At 67.5% G+C, this 19,299-nt stretch carries 18 protein-coding genes and 1 tRNA gene; 13 read left to right on the top strand and 6 right to left on the bottom strand.

Translation table 11 applies throughout. The features are described from left to right. The first annotated feature begins 68 nt into the window (after window positions 1–68). The 5 genes from ASG20_RS13685 to ASG20_RS13665 all read left to right on the top strand — a co-directional run bounded on the left by ASG20_RS13685 (window position 69) and on the right by ASG20_RS13665 (window position 8,103). Window positions 69–1,073 carry a hypothetical protein gene (locus ASG20_RS13685; protein ID WP_082470975.1) on the top strand — a complete coding sequence of 335 codons (1,005 nt, stop codon included), beginning with the start codon at window positions 69–71 and terminating at the stop codon, window positions 1,071–1,073. An 11-nt stretch (window positions 1,074–1,084) separates the two neighbouring features. Beyond that, window positions 1,085–1,555, top strand: coding sequence for a DUF11 domain-containing protein (locus ASG20_RS13680; RefSeq protein WP_056053766.1), 471 nt, complete (start codon window positions 1,085–1,087; stop codon window positions 1,553–1,555). Window positions 1,556–1,605: 50 nt separating this feature from the next. After that, window positions 1,606–2,751, top strand: a complete 1,146-nt coding sequence (locus ASG20_RS13675) for a DUF11 domain-containing protein (RefSeq protein WP_056053763.1) — start codon at window positions 1,606–1,608, stop codon at window positions 2,749–2,751. 69 nt (window positions 2,752–2,820) lie between these two features. Further along, on the top strand, window positions 2,821–7,836 hold the full coding sequence (locus tag ASG20_RS13670) for a DUF11 domain-containing protein (protein ID WP_231420588.1): 5,016 nt from the start codon (window positions 2,821–2,823) through the stop codon (window positions 7,834–7,836). Between the two features lie 18 nt (window positions 7,837–7,854). Continuing rightward, complete coding sequence (locus tag ASG20_RS13665; protein WP_056053760.1) at window positions 7,855–8,103, top strand: hypothetical protein; 249 nt, start codon at window positions 7,855–7,857, stop codon at window positions 8,101–8,103. Window positions 8,104–8,282: 179 nt separating this feature from the next. On the opposite strand, the gene ASG20_RS19710 is transcribed toward ASG20_RS13665, so the two are convergent. The 3 genes from ASG20_RS19710 to ASG20_RS13655 form a co-directional block, all read right to left on the bottom strand. Further along, window positions 8,283–8,435, bottom strand: coding sequence for a hypothetical protein (locus tag ASG20_RS19710; protein WP_165886441.1), 153 nt, complete (start codon window positions 8,433–8,435; stop codon window positions 8,283–8,285). A 94-nt stretch (window positions 8,436–8,529) separates the two neighbouring features. Continuing rightward, a tRNA-Leu gene (locus ASG20_RS13660) sits at window positions 8,530–8,616 on the bottom strand. Between the two features lie 161 nt (window positions 8,617–8,777). Then, complete coding sequence (locus tag ASG20_RS13655) at window positions 8,778–9,554, bottom strand: MJ0042-type zinc finger domain-containing protein (RefSeq protein WP_056053757.1); 777 nt, start codon at window positions 9,552–9,554, stop codon at window positions 8,778–8,780. Window positions 9,555–9,706: 152 nt separating this feature from the next. Here ASG20_RS13655 and ftsE point away from each other — a divergent pair, with 152 nt between their 5' ends. Genes ftsE through ASG20_RS13635 form a run of 4 tightly spaced genes read left to right on the top strand, consistent with a single transcriptional unit; the run spans window position 9,707 to window position 12,538 of the window. Then, window positions 9,707–10,435 carry a cell division ATP-binding protein FtsE gene (gene ftsE, locus ASG20_RS13650; protein WP_056054749.1) on the top strand — a complete coding sequence of 243 codons (729 nt, stop codon included), beginning with the start codon at window positions 9,707–9,709 and terminating at the stop codon, window positions 10,433–10,435. Beyond that, entirely contained in the window at window positions 10,435–11,328 is an 894-nt protein-coding gene (locus tag ASG20_RS13645; protein WP_056053754.1) for a cell division protein FtsX, read from the top strand. The genes ftsE and ASG20_RS13645 overlap by 1 nt, the downstream gene beginning before the upstream one ends. Continuing rightward, complete coding sequence (locus tag ASG20_RS13640; protein ID WP_056053750.1) at window positions 11,325–11,861, top strand: YdcF family protein; 537 nt, start codon at window positions 11,325–11,327, stop codon at window positions 11,859–11,861. The genes ASG20_RS13645 and ASG20_RS13640 overlap by 4 nt, the downstream gene beginning before the upstream one ends. Then, window positions 11,858–12,538, top strand: a complete 681-nt coding sequence (locus ASG20_RS13635) for a lysophospholipid acyltransferase family protein (protein WP_056053747.1) — start codon at window positions 11,858–11,860, stop codon at window positions 12,536–12,538. The genes ASG20_RS13640 and ASG20_RS13635 overlap by 4 nt, the downstream gene beginning before the upstream one ends. Before the next feature lie 164 nt (window positions 12,539–12,702). Here ASG20_RS13635 and ASG20_RS13630 read toward each other — a convergent pair whose 3' ends face one another. Both ASG20_RS13630 and hisC read right to left on the bottom strand, forming a co-directional pair. Beyond that, complete coding sequence (locus ASG20_RS13630; RefSeq protein ID WP_056053744.1) at window positions 12,703–13,611, bottom strand: prephenate/arogenate dehydrogenase family protein; 909 nt, start codon at window positions 13,609–13,611, stop codon at window positions 12,703–12,705. Beyond that, a complete protein-coding gene (gene hisC, locus ASG20_RS13625) occupies window positions 13,611–14,708 on the bottom strand; it encodes a histidinol-phosphate transaminase (protein WP_056054747.1) in 1,098 nt (365 codons plus the stop codon). The genes ASG20_RS13630 and hisC overlap by 1 nt, the downstream gene beginning before the upstream one ends. Before the next feature lie 396 nt (window positions 14,709–15,104). On the opposite strand from hisC, the gene metX reads away from it, so the two are divergent. The 4 genes from metX to ASG20_RS13605 all read left to right on the top strand — a co-directional run bounded on the left by metX (window position 15,105) and on the right by ASG20_RS13605 (window position 17,777). Next, the gene (metX, locus tag ASG20_RS13620) at window positions 15,105–16,271 is read left to right on the top strand and encodes a homoserine O-acetyltransferase MetX (protein ID WP_443025943.1); all 1,167 of its coding nucleotides are present in this window, start codon (window positions 15,105–15,107) and stop codon (window positions 16,269–16,271) included. Then, window positions 16,268–16,702: a GNAT family N-acetyltransferase gene (locus ASG20_RS13615; RefSeq protein ID WP_056053741.1), complete on the top strand. Its 435-nt coding sequence runs from the start codon at window positions 16,268–16,270 to the stop codon at window positions 16,700–16,702. The genes metX and ASG20_RS13615 overlap by 4 nt, the downstream gene beginning before the upstream one ends. Beyond that, the gene (gene metW, locus ASG20_RS13610) at window positions 16,699–17,304 is read left to right on the top strand and encodes a methionine biosynthesis protein MetW (RefSeq protein WP_231420591.1); all 606 of its coding nucleotides are present in this window, start codon (window positions 16,699–16,701) and stop codon (window positions 17,302–17,304) included. Before ASG20_RS13615 ends, metW begins: the two co-directional genes overlap by 4 nt. An 86-nt stretch (window positions 17,305–17,390) precedes the next feature. Beyond that, a complete protein-coding gene (locus tag ASG20_RS13605) occupies window positions 17,391–17,777 on the top strand; it encodes a response regulator (protein WP_056053737.1) in 387 nt (128 codons plus the stop codon). Here the strand turns inward: ASG20_RS13605 and ASG20_RS13600 are convergent. Next, a complete protein-coding gene (locus ASG20_RS13600; RefSeq protein WP_231420592.1) occupies window positions 17,767–19,299 on the bottom strand; it encodes a sensor histidine kinase in 1,533 nt (510 codons plus the stop codon). The two genes, ASG20_RS13605 and ASG20_RS13600, sit on opposite strands and share 11 nt — an antisense overlap.

Genomic DNA, 19,299 nt, shown 5'->3' with positions numbered 1-19,299 from the left:
ACGACGCAATTTTGTTCCCTAACAAAGGTCAGGGGGACAAATTGGTTCGGCAAAATCAAGCATTTGCAATGAGGGCAGGGTACCGATCGGTCTCCGTCACTGCGTTGCGTGCGTTGATCGCCGGAGCAGCGGGCCTGCTCGCGCCAGCGCCGGCCTGGAGCCAGGCCACTGCTCCGACGCCTGCCGGTACGCCGATCGTCAACACCGCGGCGCTGGGGTTCGACCTGAACGGCGCGACCCAGTCGACTGTCTCCAACACCGTGACGATCATCGTCGCCGAACGGCTCGATGTGAGCCTGGTCCGCACCGGGCAGGGCGCCGTCGTCGTCACGCCGCAGCCCAAGGCGGTGCCGTTCACGCTGACCAATCGCGACAATGGCAATGAATCCTTCGCGATCGCTGCCAGCGTGTCGGCCGGCGTCTTCGGCGTCCAGGCGCTGGTGATCGATGCGGACGGCGATGGGCTCTATGATCCGGTCAAGGATCTGCCCCCTGCCGATGGCAGGACTCCGGTCCTGTCGCCCAGCCAGTCGATCAAATTGCTGGCGATCCTGGTCAGGACCGATTCCTCGGGTGGCGCCGCGACCGCGACGCTGACGGTCACCGCACAATCGACCACTGGATCGGGCCAGCCGGGCAGCACCTATGCCGGGCTGGGCGACGGTGGCGGCGATGCGGTCGTCGGCCCGACCGGGGCGATCGCCAGCGTCGTCGTGCCGATCACCACCGGCATCGCCGGCCCGTCGTTGTTCAAGAGCCAGTCCGTGCTGGCCGCCGACGGATCGCAGAACGCGGTGCGCGATGCGGTCATCACCTACACGCTCGAGGCGCGGTTCACCGATGCGGTCACCGGCGCGCGGATCGTCGATCCGATCCCCGAGGGCACGGTGTTCGTTCCCGGCAGCCTCACGCTCGACGGCACGCCGCTGACCGATGCCGGCGACGGCGATGCGGGTGCCTTCGATCGCAACGCATCGGCTCCCGGCGCGGCTGGCGGCGGCATCGCCGTCGCACTCGGCCAGGTCGCCGCCGCCGCCGTCCACACCGTTCAATTCAAAACCAAGATCCAATGAGGAGTCCAAGCATGATCACGCGTCCCATGATTGCCGCCGTCCTGATGGCGACCACCGCCTCCGTTTCTGCCGCGGGCCCGCTGCAGGTGACGAGCAGCATCCTCGTTGAGAGCCGCAGCGCGGCCGCCGATGGCACCACGCGGATCACCTTGGTCAAGCCGGGCAAGGTGACGCCGGGCGACAAGGTCATCTTCGTCCTCGCCTATCGCAACACCGGCAAACAGCCGCTGGCCAACGTCGTCCTGGCCAACCCGTTGCCGGCGGCGATCTCCTATCGATCCGCAAATCCCGGTTCGCCTGCACCCGACGTGTCGGTCGACGGCACGACGTACGGCGCGCTCGACGCGCTCCGCGTCCGCAGCCTCGACGGCAGCACGCGCGCGGCGAGCCCCAGCGATGTCACCAGCGTCCGGTGGCGCATTGCGAACCCGATACCGGCCGGTTCGCAAGGCCAATTCGCGTTCCAGGCCGTCCTCAAATGATCTCCCCCCACCACCAAGCCTGACTAAACACACATAAGGAAAATCAAGACATGTTCGCAAAAGGGGTACTACGCACGCTGTTGGCCGGTACGGCCGCCATCGTGTCCGCCGGCACGATGGCCGGCACCGCCAACGCACAGGCACCGGGGCCCGCCGGCACCGCCGCCGGCACGACCGTCACCAACACCGCGCAGGCGAGCTACACCGTCAACGGCGTCCAGCAGAACGCGACGTCGAACGCGGTGAGCTTCGTGGTCGATCGCAAGGTCAACCTGACCGTGATCGCCAACCAGCCGAACAACACGCAGGTCGCGATCGGCCAGACCGCTGCGGTGACGACGTTCAAGGTCACCAACAACACCAACGGCACGCAGGACTTCCTGCTGTCGTCGAGCCAGACGCCGATCCAGGGGCTGTTCAACGGCGACAATTTCGATGTGACCAACATCCACATCTACGTCGATTCGAACGGCAACGGCACCTATGACGCCGGTACCGATACCGCGACCTACATCAACGAACTCGGCGCCGATCAGTCGGCGGTCGTCTTCATCGTCGCCGACATCCCCAACAACCAGGCCAACGTCCTCGCCGGCATCACCCTGATCGCCCAGGTCGCGGCTGGTGGCGATACGGCTGCGCAGGGCTTGCCGCTGGCGCCGAGCGTCGCCCCGAACGACGATAACGTCGTCGACGTGGTCTTCGCCGACAACGACTCGGACGGCCTTGGTCCCGATATCATCTATAACGGGCAGGGCCGCGCGGCGCTCGGCTACGAGATCACCACGCGCAACGTCGCCTTGAGCGTCGCCAAGTCGCAGCTGGTGTTGACCGATCCGATCAACCTCGCCGTCGCACCAAAGGCGATCCCGGGCGCGGTCGTGCAATATTGCCTGGTCGTCAACAACGGCACGGTGGGGACGCCGGCGTCGAACGTAACGCTGACCGACGTCGTCCCGCCCAACACCACCTATGTCGCCAACTCGATGTCGATCGGCGCGATCGCGCTCGGCGGCACGTGCCTGCTGACGGGTATCGTCGACGGCGTTTCGCTGGCCGACGACGGAACGGTGACCGTGCCGCTGGTCAACTACACCGGCTCGTTCAACGCCACCACGAAGACGGTGAACGCGCGGATACCGGTCTTGCTGGGCGGGACCTCGGTCGCGGCGACCTTCCGCGTGACGATCAACTAAACCCACCTCGCATCCGAAAGGACCGACCGATCCCGGCGCGTGGCGACGCGTGCCGGGAAAGGATCCCTTATGTCCAGCTCCCGTCGCCTCTCGCGCCTTGGCGCCCTCATTCCGATGCTGTTGCTCGGGCCCGCCATCGGCGCGGCACCAGCGATGGCGCAGACGATCCGTGTCCAGAATACCGCAACGCTGTCGTTCGACGACGCAGGTAGCGACTCCGGCACACGGGCCGTTCCGTCCAACACGGTCGCGCTCGACGTGAACCGTGCCAAGCGTCCGACGACGCTCTCATTCCGTCTGGCCCCGATCAATTACGCCTTCACCGGCGCGACGTGTCAGACCGTCCCGACCTATCTGTTTACGCCTGCACCGATCGATGCACCGACCTTTGCCGCGGCGCCCAACGTCGCGGCGCTCGACGTCAAGGAAGACATGATCCTGGTGCTCGACAACCAGGCGGGCAATCACGATCCGGCGGTCCGTGAGACGGCGGTGATTACCGCAAATATTGGCGAAACCAAGGTTCCGCTGACGCTGGTCGAAACTGCCGCCAACAGCGGCATTTTCGCCGGCGGCGTTCCCTCGACCGAAACGGGCCGATATCCCGATCTCGAACCGTGCGAAGTGCGTACGCGCGGCACACCGATCACGCTCAGCTTCGCCGAAGACGAGTTCAGCTACGCCTCGACCGCGTCGATCCTGATCGATCCGGCGGGCTACACCTTCGATTCGCGCACCGGCGCACTGGTCGATGGCTCCACCGTGTCGCTGGTCGACGAGACCGGCCAGCCAGCCACCGTCTTCGGCGACGACGGTGTCAGCCGCTACCCCTCGACGATGATGACTGGTGCGACCGTCACCGACGCCAGCGGGCGCGTCTATCCCGGCGAAACCGGCCGCTATCGGTTCCCGCTGACGACGCCGGGCCGCTATGCTTTGAAGGTGGTCCCGCCGGGTGATTATGTCGCCCCGTCGACCGCCGACCGTACTGCGCTGGCCGCGCTCAAGGATCTGGACGGCGCACCGTTCATCCTCAAGGAGGCAAGCTTCGGGGACGTGTTCACGCTGGCCAGGCCTGAGCCGTTCACGGCGGATATTCCGCTCGATGGCCCCGGTCCCGGCAAGCTGCTGCTGACCAAGATCGCGTCGGTGCGCGAGGCGTCGCCGGGCGATTTCGTCCAGTATCTGCTGCGCATCACCAATCGCGATTCGGTCCCTGCGCGCGGACTCCACGTCGCCGATACGTTGCCAAGGGGGCTGCGCTACGAACGCAATTCCGCGCGCGGCGGTGACGAGCCGACCGTGTCGAGCGATGGCCGCAACCTCGATTTCGCGATCCCGCTGCTGGCTGCCGGCGCCTCGACCGAACTGAAATACGTCGTCAGCATCGCGCCTGGCGCACCCGTCGGCGAGGCGCTGAACCGCGCCCGCGTCGCTGGGCAGGGCGACGTCTCCAGCAACGAGGCTGCCGCCTCGGTGCGGCTGCGTCCGCTGCTGTTCACCGACGCGATGACGATCATCGGCCGCGTGACCGAGGGGAATTGCGGCGATCCGGTCGACAAGCGCAAGGGCGTACCTGGAATCCGCCTGCTGATGGAGGACGGCACGTTCGTCTCCACCGATCGCGACGGGCTGTACCATTTCGAGGGCGTCCGCGCCGGTCGCCACGTCGTCCAGATCGACACGTCGAGCATCCCCGTCACGCATGCGCCGGTCGCCTGCGACATCGACACGCGCCAGGCCAACAGCCCGATCTCGCGCTTCGTCGAGGGCGACGGCGGCCTGCTCAAGCGCGTCGATTTCCAGCTGAAGCCGACCGGCAAGGCTGCCGCTGTCGACGCCACGCTCCCCGTCACCATCCTCGACGACGCCACCGCCGCCGGCAGCCGCGACTGGCTGGCCGGTGGACAGACGGCGGGCATCGACTGGCTGTTCCCGCTCGCCGACCACAACCCGCGCGCGCCGATCGTCCGTGCGGTCGTCAAGCACATGCCCGGTCAGCGGGTAGCGCTGACGATCAACGGCAAGCAGGTCGAAGCGCTCGCGTTCGACGGCACCGATCAGCGTGACGGCACCGACATCGCGGTCTCGCGCTGGACGGGTATCCCGTTGATCGACGGCGACAATCGCCTCCAGGCACGCGTGCTGGCCGCCGACGGCAGCGTCGTGAAGACGCTCGACCGCTTGGTGCATTATTCGGGCGCAGGCGTGCGCGCGGTGTTCGACGCCGCCAGCAGCCGGCTCGTCGCCGATGGCCTGACCCGTCCGCTGATCGCGGTCCGCGTCACCGACAAGACCGGCCGTCCGGTTCGCGCCGGAACGCTGGTGCCGTTCACCGTCGACCAGCCCTATACCGCTGCGGTCGAGGCCGAGCTCGAACAGGGTCGCCAGCTTGCCGGCCGCGAGCGGTCCGCCACCACCGCGCTGGTGGTCGGCGACGACGGGCTCGCCTTCATCACGCTCCAGCCGACCACGCAGGCGGGTGCCGTCCACGTCGTCGTCTCGCTGACCCAGGACAAGGTCGTCCATGCCAACGAGGTTCGCGCCTGGCTCGCCGCCTCCGCCAAGCAATGGGTCGTGGTCGGCTTCGGTGCGGGCTCGCTCGGCTACGACATGCTCAGCAAGCGCCAGTCTGGCCTCCCGCGGTCGCAGCGCGGCAGCGTCGTCACCGACGGCCAGCTCGCCTTCTACGCCAAGGGTCGCGTCAAGGGCTCGTGGCTGGCGACGATCGCCTATGACAGCGACCGCAAATACGATCCCGATCGCGGCCTGCTCGGCACGATCGATCCCGATCGCTACTACACCGTCTATGGCGACGGCTCGCGCCAGGGCTATGACGCCGCCACCAAGCGCAAGCTGTACCTGCGGCTCGAGCGTCGCGAATTCTACGCGCTGTTCGGCGATTTCGAGACCGGCTTCACCGACACGCAGCTGACCCGCTACAACCGCACGCTCAACGGCGTGAAGGCCGCCTATGAGGGCAAGCGGATCCGCGCGACCGGGTTCGCCGCCAACACCGACACGCTGTATTCGCGCGACGAGATTCAGGGCAACGGCCTGAGTGGTCCATACCGGCTGTCGGGGCGCGATATCGTGCCGAACAGCGACAAGCTGCGGATCGAGACGCGCGACCGGTTCCGCTCCGAGCTGATCATCGCGACCACCCAGCTGACGCGGCACATCGACTACGACATCGACACCTCGATGGGCACGGTGCGCTTCCGCCAGCCTATCCTTAGCCGTGACAGCAACCTCAACCCGGTCTTCATCGTCGCGGATTACGAGGTCGAGGGCGGCAAATCGTCCAAGCTCGCCGCCGCCGCGCGCGTCGCGACCAAGCTGGCGAACGGTCGGGTCGAGATCGGTGCCGCGGTCATCCGTGACGAGACCATCGGCAAGGCCACTGTGCTCGGCGCCGATATCAAGGCACACGTCACCGCCAATACCGAACTGCGCGGCGAGATCGCCAAGGGCGGTCGCGGCGGGCTGGGTCAGGGCCTCGCCTATTTGGCCGAGGTCGATCACCACGGCACCAAGCTCGATCTGCTCGCCTATGCCCGCCAGCAGGATACCGCGTTCGGCGTCGGCCAGCAGAACCTCGTCGAGGCGGGGACGCGCAAGTTCGGGCTCGACGGCCGGCTGCGGCTGACCGATCGGCTGAGCGTGACCGGGGTCGCCTGGTACCAACAGCAGCTGAGCACCCCCGGTACGCGTGCCGCCGGCGAGGCCCGTATCGAATATCGCCGCGACACCGGCACGATCTTCGTCGGCGGCCAGTTCGCGTCGGACCGCGGCAGGGACGGCAAGGACCGCGACAGCCGTCTGCTGACGGTCGGCGGCACGCAGGCGCTGTTCGGCGACAAGCTGACGCTCACCGGCCAGACGCAGTTCGCGCCTGGCGGCGACAGCGACAGCGTCGACTTCCCGGTCCGCCATCAGATCCAGCTGGCCTACCGGATCAAGCCCGGCATCCGCCTGATCGGTGGCTACGAGATCGCCAACGGCGACGGCTATGTCGCGCATACCAAGCAGTTCGGCGTCGACGTCGCGCCCTGGACCGGCGCCAAGCTGATGAGCACGCTGAACCAGCAGGCGATCGGCGAGAACGGCGCGCGGACCTATGCGCAATACGGCCTCAGCCAGTCGGTGCCGCTCGGCAAGCACTGGACCATCGACGGGACGCTCGACGCCAGCAACACGCTCAAGGGCAAGATCCCCGAAGGCGCGGTCGTCAACGCGTTCCAGCCGGTCACCTCGGGCGGCTATGTCGGCCAGGACCAGACCAACGGCGACTACGCGGCGGCAACGTTCGGGGCGACCTACCGCCAGGCTCGCTGGTCGGTGAACGGACGGCTCGAATATCGCAACGCCGACAGCGGCGATCGCTGGGGCATCACCACCAACTTCCTGCGCACGCTGGGGCAGGGCAAGACGCTCGCGTCGAGCATCAAGGCCTACACGATCAAGGATCGGACCGGCGCGGTCGCGACCTATGCCACCGCCGATCTGGCGCTCGCGCTGCGGCCGCTCGACAGCCGCTGGTCGGTGCTCGAACGGCTCGAACTGCGGCACGAGAGCGCAGATGCCGGGTTCAGCGACTCGAATGCGCTGGGCGTCCCCGCCTATGGCGCAGGCGATCAGGTGACGTCGCGGATCATCAACAACCTCGCGGTCAACTATCGTACCGGTCCGGAAGGGCTCGGACACGGCACCGAGGCGACGGTGTATTACGGCGCGAAATACGTCGCGGGGCGGTTCGCCGACGATACCTATGACGGGTATATCGACGTCACCGGGTTCGAGTTGCGCCAGGATATCGGCACCCGGTTCGATATCGGCGTCAGCGGATCGGTGCAGCATGCGTGGTCGCGCGGCGCCTGGTCGTGGAGCGGTGGGCCATCGGTCGGCGTATCCCCCGCACGCAACACGTGGATCAGCGCCGGTTACAACATCTCGGGCTACCGCGACCGCGATTTCGAGGACGACCGCTACACGCGGCAGGGGCCGTACGTGACGATGCGGCTGAAGTTCGACCAGGCCACGATCGGCGGCGCGACGCGCGCGCTGTTCGGTGGTCGCCGATAATCACAGGGAGAGAAATCTATGCCGATGTCGATGCCGATGCCGAGTCCGACGATAATGCCGCCGCGCGACTTCACCGATCACGGTCCCTGCGTGGAAGAGCTGGCGCGCGAGTTCGCAAAGCAGGACGCGGCGACCAGCGAGGCGCTGATCGAGACGCTGGCGACGCAGGCGATCCGGCAATGGCGGCTCGACGACGCGACCTTCTGGCAGCGCGTGAAATTCCAGGCGCGGATGATCCGGGCGAGGCAGGGGGCGGGGAGGCACTGAGCGGCAACCGATGTGATGCCCGCTGCTTTCCCCTCCCTGGAAGGGAGGGGCAGGGGTGGGTCGGCTTCCGCGTAATCCGGACCGGGGTGGCACGAGCAGGCCAACCCACCCCCAACCCCTCCCTTCCAGGGAGGGGAGCGTATCGGCCTATCGGCGCCGCGTTCGAGATTTAGCCACCGCTATTTCTCGTCGGTGGTGAGCTTCACCTTGTTGGGCAGCTTCTTTCCCTTGGTCCGCCGCGAGGGCAGCTGGACCGGGTTCTTCTTCTTCCACTGCGCAAACGTCATCGGCCCCTCGGGCGTGTCGATGATCGTGTCGTCGATCGAACTCATGCAAATTCCTCCACCCGGCCCAACGCATGAACGCGGCGGGAGTGGCAATCGAAGGGGTGGCCCTCGAAGGGGATGTTCATTTCATCGGGAAAAATGGTGCGGCCAAGAAGACTCGAACTTCCACGGGCTTTCGCCCACAACGACCTCAACGTTGCGCGTCTACCAGTTCCGCCATGGCCGCCCATGAAACATCACCGGGCGGACCCGGCATCTGGTAGGCGAGCGCCACTAGCAAGGGTTTGAACGCGACGCAACGGCCTTTGCGAGAAAGTCGTCGGCGGAGACCGCAAACGCCGATTTTGCTACGCTCGGCCGCCGCTGCCGGATCGTCGCGTGTCGCCGCTAGCGGGTCGACTCACCTGCGAAGCTCAGCTCGAGCCGCTTCGAGTTCGCCGGCACGTTGAGCGTCGCCGAATTGAAATCGATCGTCCCGCCGGGAGCCAGCGTGCGCTGTTGCGGGGTGATCGTCCAGCTGTACACCAGCCGCCCCTGCGCATCGCGGAGTTCAGCCCTGATATCGGGCACGCGCTGGCGCTGGTCCGACGGGTTGCTCACCTGGCCACTGACCGCGAACAGCTCGGAGCCGTTGTCGAGTTCGCGCCGCTCGATCGGGTTGTCGCGCAGCCGCAGCGGGCTGTCGTCGGTGGCGACGCCGATGCCGAGCTTGGCGGCGACACCCGGCGCGCCGAGATAGACGATCGCGCCTGCCGCGAGCAGCATAAGCAGCCCGGCGATGACCGCGACGATCGTCCAGCGCCGCGTCGTGTTGCGGCGCGGACGGAACGGCGGCTGCTCGGCGACGGCTTGGTAGGTCGGCGCGACGAACGCGGGTTCGGGCTCGGCCTGGGCAGCCGGCGGGGTCGGCGTCGGCGCTGGAGCGACCGCCGCGAACCGCTCGGATACGTCGGCGATCGGCGCGCGGGGCAGCGGGGCAAGCGGGGCGGGCGCCGGTGGGAGTGGGGTCGATTCCGGCATGTCGACGACGGTGTCGGGGGCCGCGGCGGGTCCCTGGAACCAGCTGTGCTTGCAATTGGCGCAGCGCACGGTGCGCCCCTCGGTCCCGATCGCGCTGTCGGGAACCAGATAGCGCGTGCTGCACTCGGGACATTGGAGGATCATGGATGCGCTTCACCAGCGGCCGCTGGAGCGCGACCGGTCTTGTGCCGAATAAGCACGCGGCCCGCATAGGTGGCAAGCTTGAAGCGGCGCGCGCTTTCATGCGAAAGCGCCGATACGGGCATCAAGCGGGCGAAAGCGGGCGCAACCACGTCATGGCGAATATCGTCCAATTCGAGAATGTCGGGCTTCGTTACGGCACGGAGTCAGATTCGGGACCGGACGCCGGGCCGGAGACGCTGTCGGACCTCAGCTTCACGCTGCGCAGCGGTGCGTTCTATTTCCTGACCGGCGCGAGCGGCGCGGGGAAGACCTCGCTACTCAAGCTGCTGTATCTCGCGCAGCGGCCGACACGCGGCGTGATCCGGCTGTTCGGCGAGGATGCGGTGGTGTTGTCGCGCGACCGGCTGCCCGGTTTTCGGCGGCGGATCGGCGTGGTCTTCCAGGATTTCCGGCTCGTCCCGCATCTGTCGACCTGGGACAATATCGCGCTGCCGTTGCGCGTGGCGGGGATGCCCGAGGCGGATATCGAGCAACCGGTGCGCGAGATGCTCGCCTGGGTCGGGCTCGGCGACCGTGCCGACGCGCGCCCGGCGACGCTGTCGGGCGGGGAGCAACAGCGCGTCGCGATCGCCCGCGCGGTCATCGCACGCCCCGAAATCCTGGTCGCGGACGAGCCGACTGGCAACGTCGATCCCGACATGGCGGAGCGGCTGCTGCATCTGTTCGAATCGCTCAACAAGCTGGGGACGACCGTCGTGGTCGCGACGCACGACTTCCACCTGCTCGGGCGGATACCCGGCGCGCAGATGATGCGGCTCGATCGCGGACGATTGCTCGATCCGACCGGCTCGCTCCGCTATCCGCCGACGCGGCCCGAATGATGGGGGTGTCGAAGGCGCGATCATCGGCAGAACGCCGCGTGCTCGACGAAGCCGGCGGCCTGCGCGCGATGACGTGGGTGATGGCGATCATGCTGTTTCTGACGATGCTCGCCGCCGCCCTGGGACTGGCGACCGCGGGCGCGGCGCGCTTGCTCGATCGACAGCTGGCGGGCCGGTTGACGGTGCAGGTCGTCGATGGCGATCCCGTGCGGCGTGACGCCGTCGCGGCGCGCGTGCTGGCGGCGCTGCGGACGATGCCGGCGGTCGCGACGGCGACGCCGGTCGATCGCGCCGAACTCACGCGGCTGCTGCAACCCTGGCTCGGATCCGATGGCGCGGACCCGCAATTGCCGGTGCCGGCAATGATCGACGTCGACCTGGCCGATCATGACGGGGCGGCGGCTGTGCGCGTCGCGGCGACAGTGCGGCGCCTGAGCCCGATCGTCCGAGTCGACCGCCACGAAAGCTGGATGTCGCCGGTCAACGACGTGATGCGCTCGCTGACGTTCCTCGCGCTGGCGCTGGTCCTGCTGATGGCGAGCGCGACCGCCGCGGTCGTCGTGCTTGCCGCGCGCGCGGGGCTCCAGACGCATCACGCGACGATCGCGGTGATGCACATGCTCGGCTCGACCGATCTCCAGGTCGCGCGGTTGTTCCAGCGGCGGATCGCGCTCGATGCGACGATCGGTGGTGTCGGCGGCGGCGTCACGGCGTTGCTGGTGGTGGCGTTCATCGGCATCCGGTTGCACGGGCTGGGCTCCGAACTGCTCGGCGGGGTGACGCTCGGCGGAGTCGACTGGGTGGTGCTTGCGCTGCTCCCGGTCGCGTTCGTCGTGCTGGCTACGCTCGCCGCCCGCGTGACGATCGTCCGCGCGCTGAGGCATATCCTGTGATCGTCCGGCTGTTCGGCATCATGGCGCTCGCCTGGGCGTTCGGGTTCGCGGTGTTCATGCTGCTGTTGCCCAAGCCGCTCGACGGTTTCACCTCGGATGCGATCGTCGTGCCGACGGGTGGGGCAGGGCGGATCGACCGCGGCATCGCGCTGCTCCGCGATCACCAGGCGAAGCGGATGCTCGTGACGGGAGTCGCGCCAGGGGTGCGGCCAATCGATCTCGCATTGGAGTATCGCACCTCGCCCGCGTTGTTCGCGTGCTGCATCGATCTGGGTGCGGACGCTGTCGATACGCGGTCGAATGCCGAGGAAACGGCGCAATGGGTGCGCGTGCACAAATACCGGTCGGTGCGGCTGGTGACGTCGGATTGGCATGTCGCGCGCGCGCGGATGGAGCTGGCGGCGGCGCTCGACAAGAATGTCGTGATCCTAGGCGATGGGGTGCCGGGGACGCCGCGGCTTGGGACCTTGGTCAACGAATATAACAAGTTGATCCTTCGCCGGATCGCGTTGTGGATTGGATATGGCGGATGATCTGGCTGCGTAACTGGGCGTTCATGCTCGTTTTTTACACGATCTCGGTGCCGATCGTGGTGACCGTGCCGATCTCGGCGCTGTTCGGCTCGCGCGCGGTGATCGTGCATTCGACGATCTGGACTCGCTTCCACCGCTGGTGCGCGCGCGCGATCCTCGGCGTGCATATCCGCGTGGAGGGGACGCGACCGACCGGGCCGGCGTTCTATGCGTGCAAGCACCAGGCGATGTTCGAGACGCTCGAATTGCAGGCGTTGCTCGACGGCCCCGCGATCGTGCTGAAGCGCGAACTGGCGGATATCCCGGCCTGGGGCTGGGCAGCGCGGCGTTACGGCGCGATCGTCGTCGATCGCGAGGCGTCGGCGACGGCGATGCGGAGCATGATGCGCGAGGCGACCGCGGCGAAGGCGACGGGGCGCTCGATCCTGATCTTTCCGGAGGGGACGCGGGTTTCGCCGGGCGAGCATCCGCCGCTGAAGCCGGGGTTTGCCGGGCTGTATCGTGCGCTGAAGATGCCGACGGTGCCGATCGCGTGCGACAGCGGGCTGGTGTGGCCGAAAAAGGGGCCGAAGCTGCCGGGAGTGATCACCTTCCGGTTCGGCGAAGTGGTGCCGCCGGGTTTGCCGCGGGAAGAGGCGGAGCAGCGAGTCCATGCGGCGATGAACGCGCTGGATTAGGTTCGGTGAAGCTACCACCTCTAAGAGCCACCACCCCGGCGAAGGCCGGGGCCCAGTTGGGCGACGTCGCTAATCTGCGTTGCGAGCCGTTACTCCGGCCTACCCAACTGGGCCCCGGCCTCCGCCGGGGTGGTGCGCTTCTGAACGGTGTGGGGGGCTCCTGTTCAACCGTGCGTACGCCCGAAATCCTGAACGTCATCGTCCTGACCCTGCTCGACGATGCTCCGCCGGATCGCCCGAGTCCGCGTGAACAGGTCGAACAAAGCATCCCCATCCCCCCAGCGGATCGCCCGCTGGAGATGGCTCAGGTCCTCCGAGAAGCGTTGCAACATCTCCAGCACAGCCTCGCGGTTGTTGAGGAAGATGTCGCGCCACATCGTCGGGTCCGACGCCGCGATGCGCGTGAAGTCGCGGAACCCACCGGCCGAATATTTGATGACCTCCGACTGCGTCACTTCCTCCAGGTCACCTGCGGTGCCGACGATCGTATAGGCGATCAGATGCGGCAGATGGCTGGTGACGGCGAGGACGCGGTCGTGATGCTCGGGCGCCATCGTCTCGACCTGCGCGCCGAGCCTGCGCCAGAATTCGGAGACGCGCTCGACCGCGACCGGGTCGGCGCCCTCGGGGGGCGTGACGATGCACCAGCGATGGCGGAACAGCGTCGCGAAACCAGCCTCGGGGCCGCTCCGCTCGGTGCCTGCGACCGGGTGCGCCGGGATGACGGTCGCGTTGGGCAGTGCCTCGGTAAGCGCGCGGACGATCTCCGCCTTGCAGCTGCCGACATCGCTGACGATCGCATCCGCGGGGAGTTCATTCGCGAACTCAGCAGCGACCTCGCCCATGATCCCGACGGGCACGCACAGGATCACCAGGTCGGCGTCGATCACCGCCGCGCCGGCCGAATCCGCGACGTCATCGCAGAATTGCAGCCGGTCCGCGGCCTCGCGCACGGTCGCGTCGGCATCATAGCCGATGACGCGGACCGTCGGCATCGTCGCCTGCACCGCGCGCGCCACCGACGAGCCGATCAGTCCCAGCCCGATGATCGTGACGCGCGCGAACGGGAGCATCAGGCCGCTTCGACCAGGTTGCGCAGCGCCGCGGTGACGCCGCGCGTTTCCGCCTCGGTACCGATCGTGATGCGCAGCGCGTTGGGCAGGCCCTGACCCGGCAGCCAGCGGACGATGTAGCCCGCGTCCATCAGCCCGCAATACGCGGCGTCGGCGGTCAGCGTGCCCTCGAACAGCACGAGCACGAAGTTCGCCTTCGACGGCACGGCACGAAGCCCGGCGTTGCCCATCTGGCCGATCTGCTCGACGAACCAGCCGCGCCACGTGTCGTTGTGCGCGCGCGTCGCGTCGACGAAAGCGGTGTCGCCGATCGCGGCGACTGCAGCGGCCTGGCCCGCGGTGGTGACGTTGAACGGCGCGCGGATGCGGTGCATCGCGTCGATGATCGGCGCGCAGGCATAGCCCCAGCCGATCCGCTCCGCCGCCAGCCCGTGGATCTTCGAGAAGGTCCGCGTCACCAGCACGTTCGCCTCGGTCATCGCCAGCGCGAGGCCGGCATCGTCCTCCTCGGGCGACAGATATTCGGCATAGGCCTGATCGAGCACGAGCAGCACCGACTTCGGCAGCCCGGCATGCAGCCGCGCGATTTCCACGCGCGGCGTGAACGTGCCGGTCGGGTTGTTGGGATTGGCGACGAACACGATGCGGGTACGCTCGGTGACCGCGGCGAGGATCGCGTCGACGTCGGTCGCATAGTCGCGGTCGTCAACGATGACGGGTTCCGCCCCCACCCGGCGCGTCGCGATCTCGTAGACCGCGAAGCCGTAGCGGACGTGGATGATCTCGTCGCCGGGACCCGCATAGGCGCCCGCGACCAGATGCAGGATCTCGTCGGAGCCGGTGCCGTAGATCACGCGCGCCGGATCGAGGTCGTAATGCGCCGCCAGCGCCTCGCGCAGTTCGACCGCGCCCGCGTCCGGATAGCGTTCCAGCGTGCGGTCGGCGGCATCGAACGCGGCCTTCGCGGCGGGACTGGTGCCGAGCGGGTTCTCGTTCGACGACAGCTTGATCACCGTGCGGCCATCGTCGGTCGTCGAGCGACCGGGCGTGTACGGCGCGATCCCCAGGATCCAGGGCTTCGGCGCGGGTGCGGGCATGATGTTTGTCATGGCGCGGGACATAGCGGGCGGTGTGGCGCGGTGGCAATCTTTGTGCGTGGGCGTGGGCTTCCTCCAGTTCCCCCGTCATCCTGACGAAAGTCAGGACCCAGGGTAACAAGCGGTGTCGGTCGCGGCTCTGGATCCTGACTTTCGTCAGGATGACGGTGTGGTTCGGACGGTCCGCGCCCGCCAGCGGGGCGCTGACGGTGTGGTTCGGACAATCCTCCCCTGCCAGGGGGAGGTGGCGCCGAAGGCGACGGAGGGGGAGGATACGGAACAGGCGTGGTCGCTTGCCTCCCCCTCCGTCTGGCAAGGGCCAGCCACCTCCCCCTTGCGGGGTAGGATCGTACCCAAGTCCGGACTACCACCGCGCTGGCATGACGGAGGCCGCTTATGGTAGCGCGCGGCATGCTCGACACGCCTGCAATCGACCCCGGGACCGGCCACAGCACCGACCAGCGCTTCGGCCTCGCGCGGCGCGTCACGTTGCCGGGGCCGCTGCGGCTCGATGGCGGCGTGCTGTTGTCGCCCGTGGACATCGCGTACGAGACCTACGGCACGCTTAACGCCGATGCGTCGAACGCCATCCTGATCTGCCACGCGCTGACCGGCGACCAGCACGTCGCCTCGCATCATCCCCGGACCGGCAAACCCGGTTGGTGGACGCGCATGGTCGGCGAGGGCAAGCCGATCGACCCTGCGCGGCACTTCGTCGTCTGCGCCAACGTGCTCGGCAGCTGCATGGGGACGTCCGGCCCCGCGACGATCAACCCGGCGACCGGGCGGCCGTGGGCAATGAGTTTCCCGGTCATCACGATCCGCGACATGGTGCGCGCGCAGGCGATGTTGCTCGACCATCTCGGCGTCGGCGTGCTCCATGCGGTGGTCGGCGGATCGATGGGCGGGATGCAGGCGCTGAGCTGGCCCGCGACCTTCCCCGACCGCGTGAAGGCGTGCGTCGTGATCGCCTCGACCGCGCGGCATACCGCGCAGAACATCGCGTTCCATGAGGTCGGGCGGCAGGCGGTGATGGCCGATCCGAACTGGCGTGGCGGCGAGTATCACGACGACGACGCGCCGACTGCCGGGCTCGCGGTCGCGCGGATGGCGGCGCACATTACGTATCTGTCGGAGGCGGGGCTGACCGAGAAGTTCGGGCGGCGGCTTCAGGCGCGCGACGCGAAATCGTTCGGGTTCGACGCGGATTTTCAGGTCGAGAGTTATCTGCGCCACCAGGGGCTCGCGTTCACCGATCGGTTCGATGCGAACTCGTACCTCTACATCACGCGCGCGATGGATTATTTCGACCTCGCCGAGGAGCATGGCGGGCTGCTCGCCAACGCGTTCCGCGCGACCAGATCGCGGTTCTGCCTCGTCAGCTTCGACACCGACTGGCTCTACCCCACCGCAGAATCGCGCGCGATCGTCCAGGCACTCAACGCAGCAGGCGCGCCGGTCAGCTTCGTCGAGCTGTCGAGCCCGTACGGCCACGACGCGTTCCTGCTGGAGGCGCCGGACCTGAACCGGGTCGTCGACGGCTTCCTGAGGGCCGGCCGATGACGATCATCCTGTCCGACGACGCAGGCAAGTTGCAGGTCGACCGCATCCACGGCTGGCTCGCGAGCAGCTACTGGTCGCCGGGGATCGAGCGCACGCTGGTCGAGCGTGCGATCGCCGGGTCGCATTGTCTCGGCGCGTACGAGAACGAGCAGCAGGTCGGCTTTGCGCGAATGATCACCGATCACGCGACGTTCGCATGGCTGGCGGACGTCTGGGTCGACGAGGCCGTGCGAGGGCAGGGGCTCGGGCGTCGGATGGTGAGCTGGTTCCTCGATCATCCGTCATTCGCCGGGTTGCGGCGGATCGGGCTCGTCACGGCCGATGCGCACGGCGTCTATGCAGAGCTCGGCTTCCATCCGCTGGTCCGCGCCGATCGCTACATGGAACGCCTCGCGCCGGGCCTGGCCGAGCAACTGCGGAGCGCGCCATGACGCCCCCTGTGACCTTACGCACCGACCTCGCCGTCATCGCCGAGAACGTCGCGCAAGGCAGCCGCGTGCTCGATATCGGCTGCGGCGACGGCGCGCTGATGGCGGCCTTGCGCGACACCCGCGACGTCGATGTGCGTGGCCTGGAGATCGACGCGCGCAACGTCGCTTCCGCGGTCGCGCGCGGCCTGTCGGTGATCCAGGGCGATGCGGATGTCGACCTCGCCGGCTATCCCGACGCGAGCTTCGATTACGCGATCCTCAGCCAGACGTTGCAGACCGCGCGCGCGCCCGATCTGGTGCTGGATCATCTGCTGCGGATCGGTCGTCAGGCGTTCGTCAGCTTCCCCAATTTCGCGCACTGGCGAGTGAGGGGGTCGCTTCTGTGGGGCGGCCGCATGCCGGTCACGCGGCAATTGCCCGAACGCTGGTACGACACGCCGAACATCCACCACGTCACGATCGACGATTTCCGCGCCTTCGTGAAAGCGCGCGGGATCGTTGTCGAGGATGCGTGGTTCCTGTCGGGCGACAAGCGTACCGGCGCGGCGGCGGCCAACCTGTTCGCGGAACACGCCGTCTTCCTGCTGCGCCGCGGAAAATAGGAAGAAAATATACAATTTGTGACTGGATACTGATTCAGATCAGTATCGCAGCGGAACCGATCGGCGGGCGACTGGTTACTCCGCCGATGACCAAGACCGCCCTCATTGTCGAAGACGAGATATTCGTCGCGCTCGACCTCGAGAGAATCCTCGTCGATGCCGGGTACGATGTGGCAGGAATTGCAGCCGATCGCGACAGTGCGATCGCGGCGGCACCGGGATGCAGCTTCGCGTTCGTCGACATCAATCTGCGCGACGGACCGACCGGGCCGGAGATCGCCAGGCGGATGGCGCGGGAGTACGGCGTCAAGGTCGTCTTCGTAACCGCCAACCCTTCGCAGATCGGCGATGCGGAGTGCCTCGGCTATATCCGTAAGCCGTTCAGCGACGCGGCGATCCTCGCTGCAGCGGCGTTAGCGTGCGAGGACGAGGCGACCGCCCACGACGACGTGATCCGGGTCGTCAGCGGCTGAACGCAGGCTTGGGAATAGTTAGTTCGACGACCAGACCATCGTCGTTCCAGATCCGGTTCACCGTGCCGCCCAGCTGACGCACGGCGCTCATTTCGATCAGCTGCGTGCCGAAGCCCGCGGGCATGGTCGGCTTGGTGACAGCCGGGCCGCCCACTTCCCGCCAAAGCAGCGTCACCGAATCATCGTTCGCTGCGATCGTGATCCGGACCGTGCCCAGCTCGGTGGCGAGTGCGCCGTACTTGGTCGCATTGGTGGCGAGCTCGTGGAACAGCAAGGCCAGCGGCGTGGCCGAGCGATCGTCGATCGTCACGTCGTCACCGGTGACGTTGAGGCGTGCGCCGTCGATACGCTGATACGGTTCGAACAATTCGTGCAGCAGGCCGTGCAGGCTGTTCTGCGCGGCGGCCGGACGCGAGTTGGCACTATGCGGGCGGACGAAATCATGCGCGCGGCCGAGCGCGTTGATGCGGTGACGCAGGTCGGTCGCGATACCCATGAACTCGGGCTTGCCGCGCGCGGAAAATGCGATCAGCCCGGCGATCACCGCGAAGATGTTCTTGATGCGGTGGCTCAGCTCCTGGCTGATGACCTCGCGCTCCTCATAGGCGAGCTTCTGTTCGTGGATATCGGTGCACGTCCCGAACCAGCGTGTGATCGTGCCGTTTTCGTCGCGCACCGGCAGCGCGCGGCCGAGCACCCAGCGATACGTGCCGTCGTAATGTCGCAGCCGGTATTCGATATTGTACGGTTCGCCGGAGTCGAGCGATTGCCGCCAGACCGACCAGGCGCGATCCTGATCCTCGGGGTGGAACATGTCGTTCCAGCCCTCGCCATCTGTCGTCCCCACGGGCGTGCCGGTGAACTCGTACCAGCGCGCGTTGAAATAGTCGTGGAAGCCGTCGGGCAGCGTGGACCACACCATCTGCGGCATCGTGTCCGCGAGCGTGCGGAACTTCAGGTCGCTCGCCTCAAGCGTACGGCGCGCCTCGGCGTCGGCCATCGCCTGCTCACGCGCCGAACGGCGATCGTCGAGCCGCCCCATCGCCGCCTTCGCCAACAGCGTCATGCCGTCGCGCTGGAACCGGGTGAGCCCCTCGCGCGGACGGGGGGCTAGCACGCAGAGCGCGCCCAGCGGCACGCCTTCGCTGGAGACCAGCGGCGCACCCGCGTAGAACCGCACATAGGGCGGCCCGGTCACCAGCGCGTTGTCGACGAAGCGCGGATCCTCCAGCGTATCCGCGACCTCCATCACCTCGTGATGATGCATCGCGTGCGCGCAGAACGACATGCTGCGCGGCGTCTGCTCGAGGTCGGTGCCGGTGCGCGACAGGAAGCGCTGATACTCGTCCTCGACGAGGCTCAGCAACGCGACCGGCGCGGCGCACAGCTCGGCCGCGAACGCCACGATGTCGTCGAGCTGGCCCTTCGCCCGCGCGCCCGCGACGTCGTACGCCGCGATGACGCGCGAGCGCTCAGCCTCGTCGAACACGGCGGTCGCGGGGACGGAATCCAGCGTCGTCAC

This window comes from Sphingomonas sp. Leaf198 (genome assembly GCF_001424005.1).
Taxonomy (GTDB): Bacteria; Pseudomonadota; Alphaproteobacteria; order Sphingomonadales; family Sphingomonadaceae; genus Sphingomonas.
The sequence above is the reverse complement of the archived record's forward strand: the minus strand, read 5'-3'. Positions and strand labels throughout refer to the sequence as shown.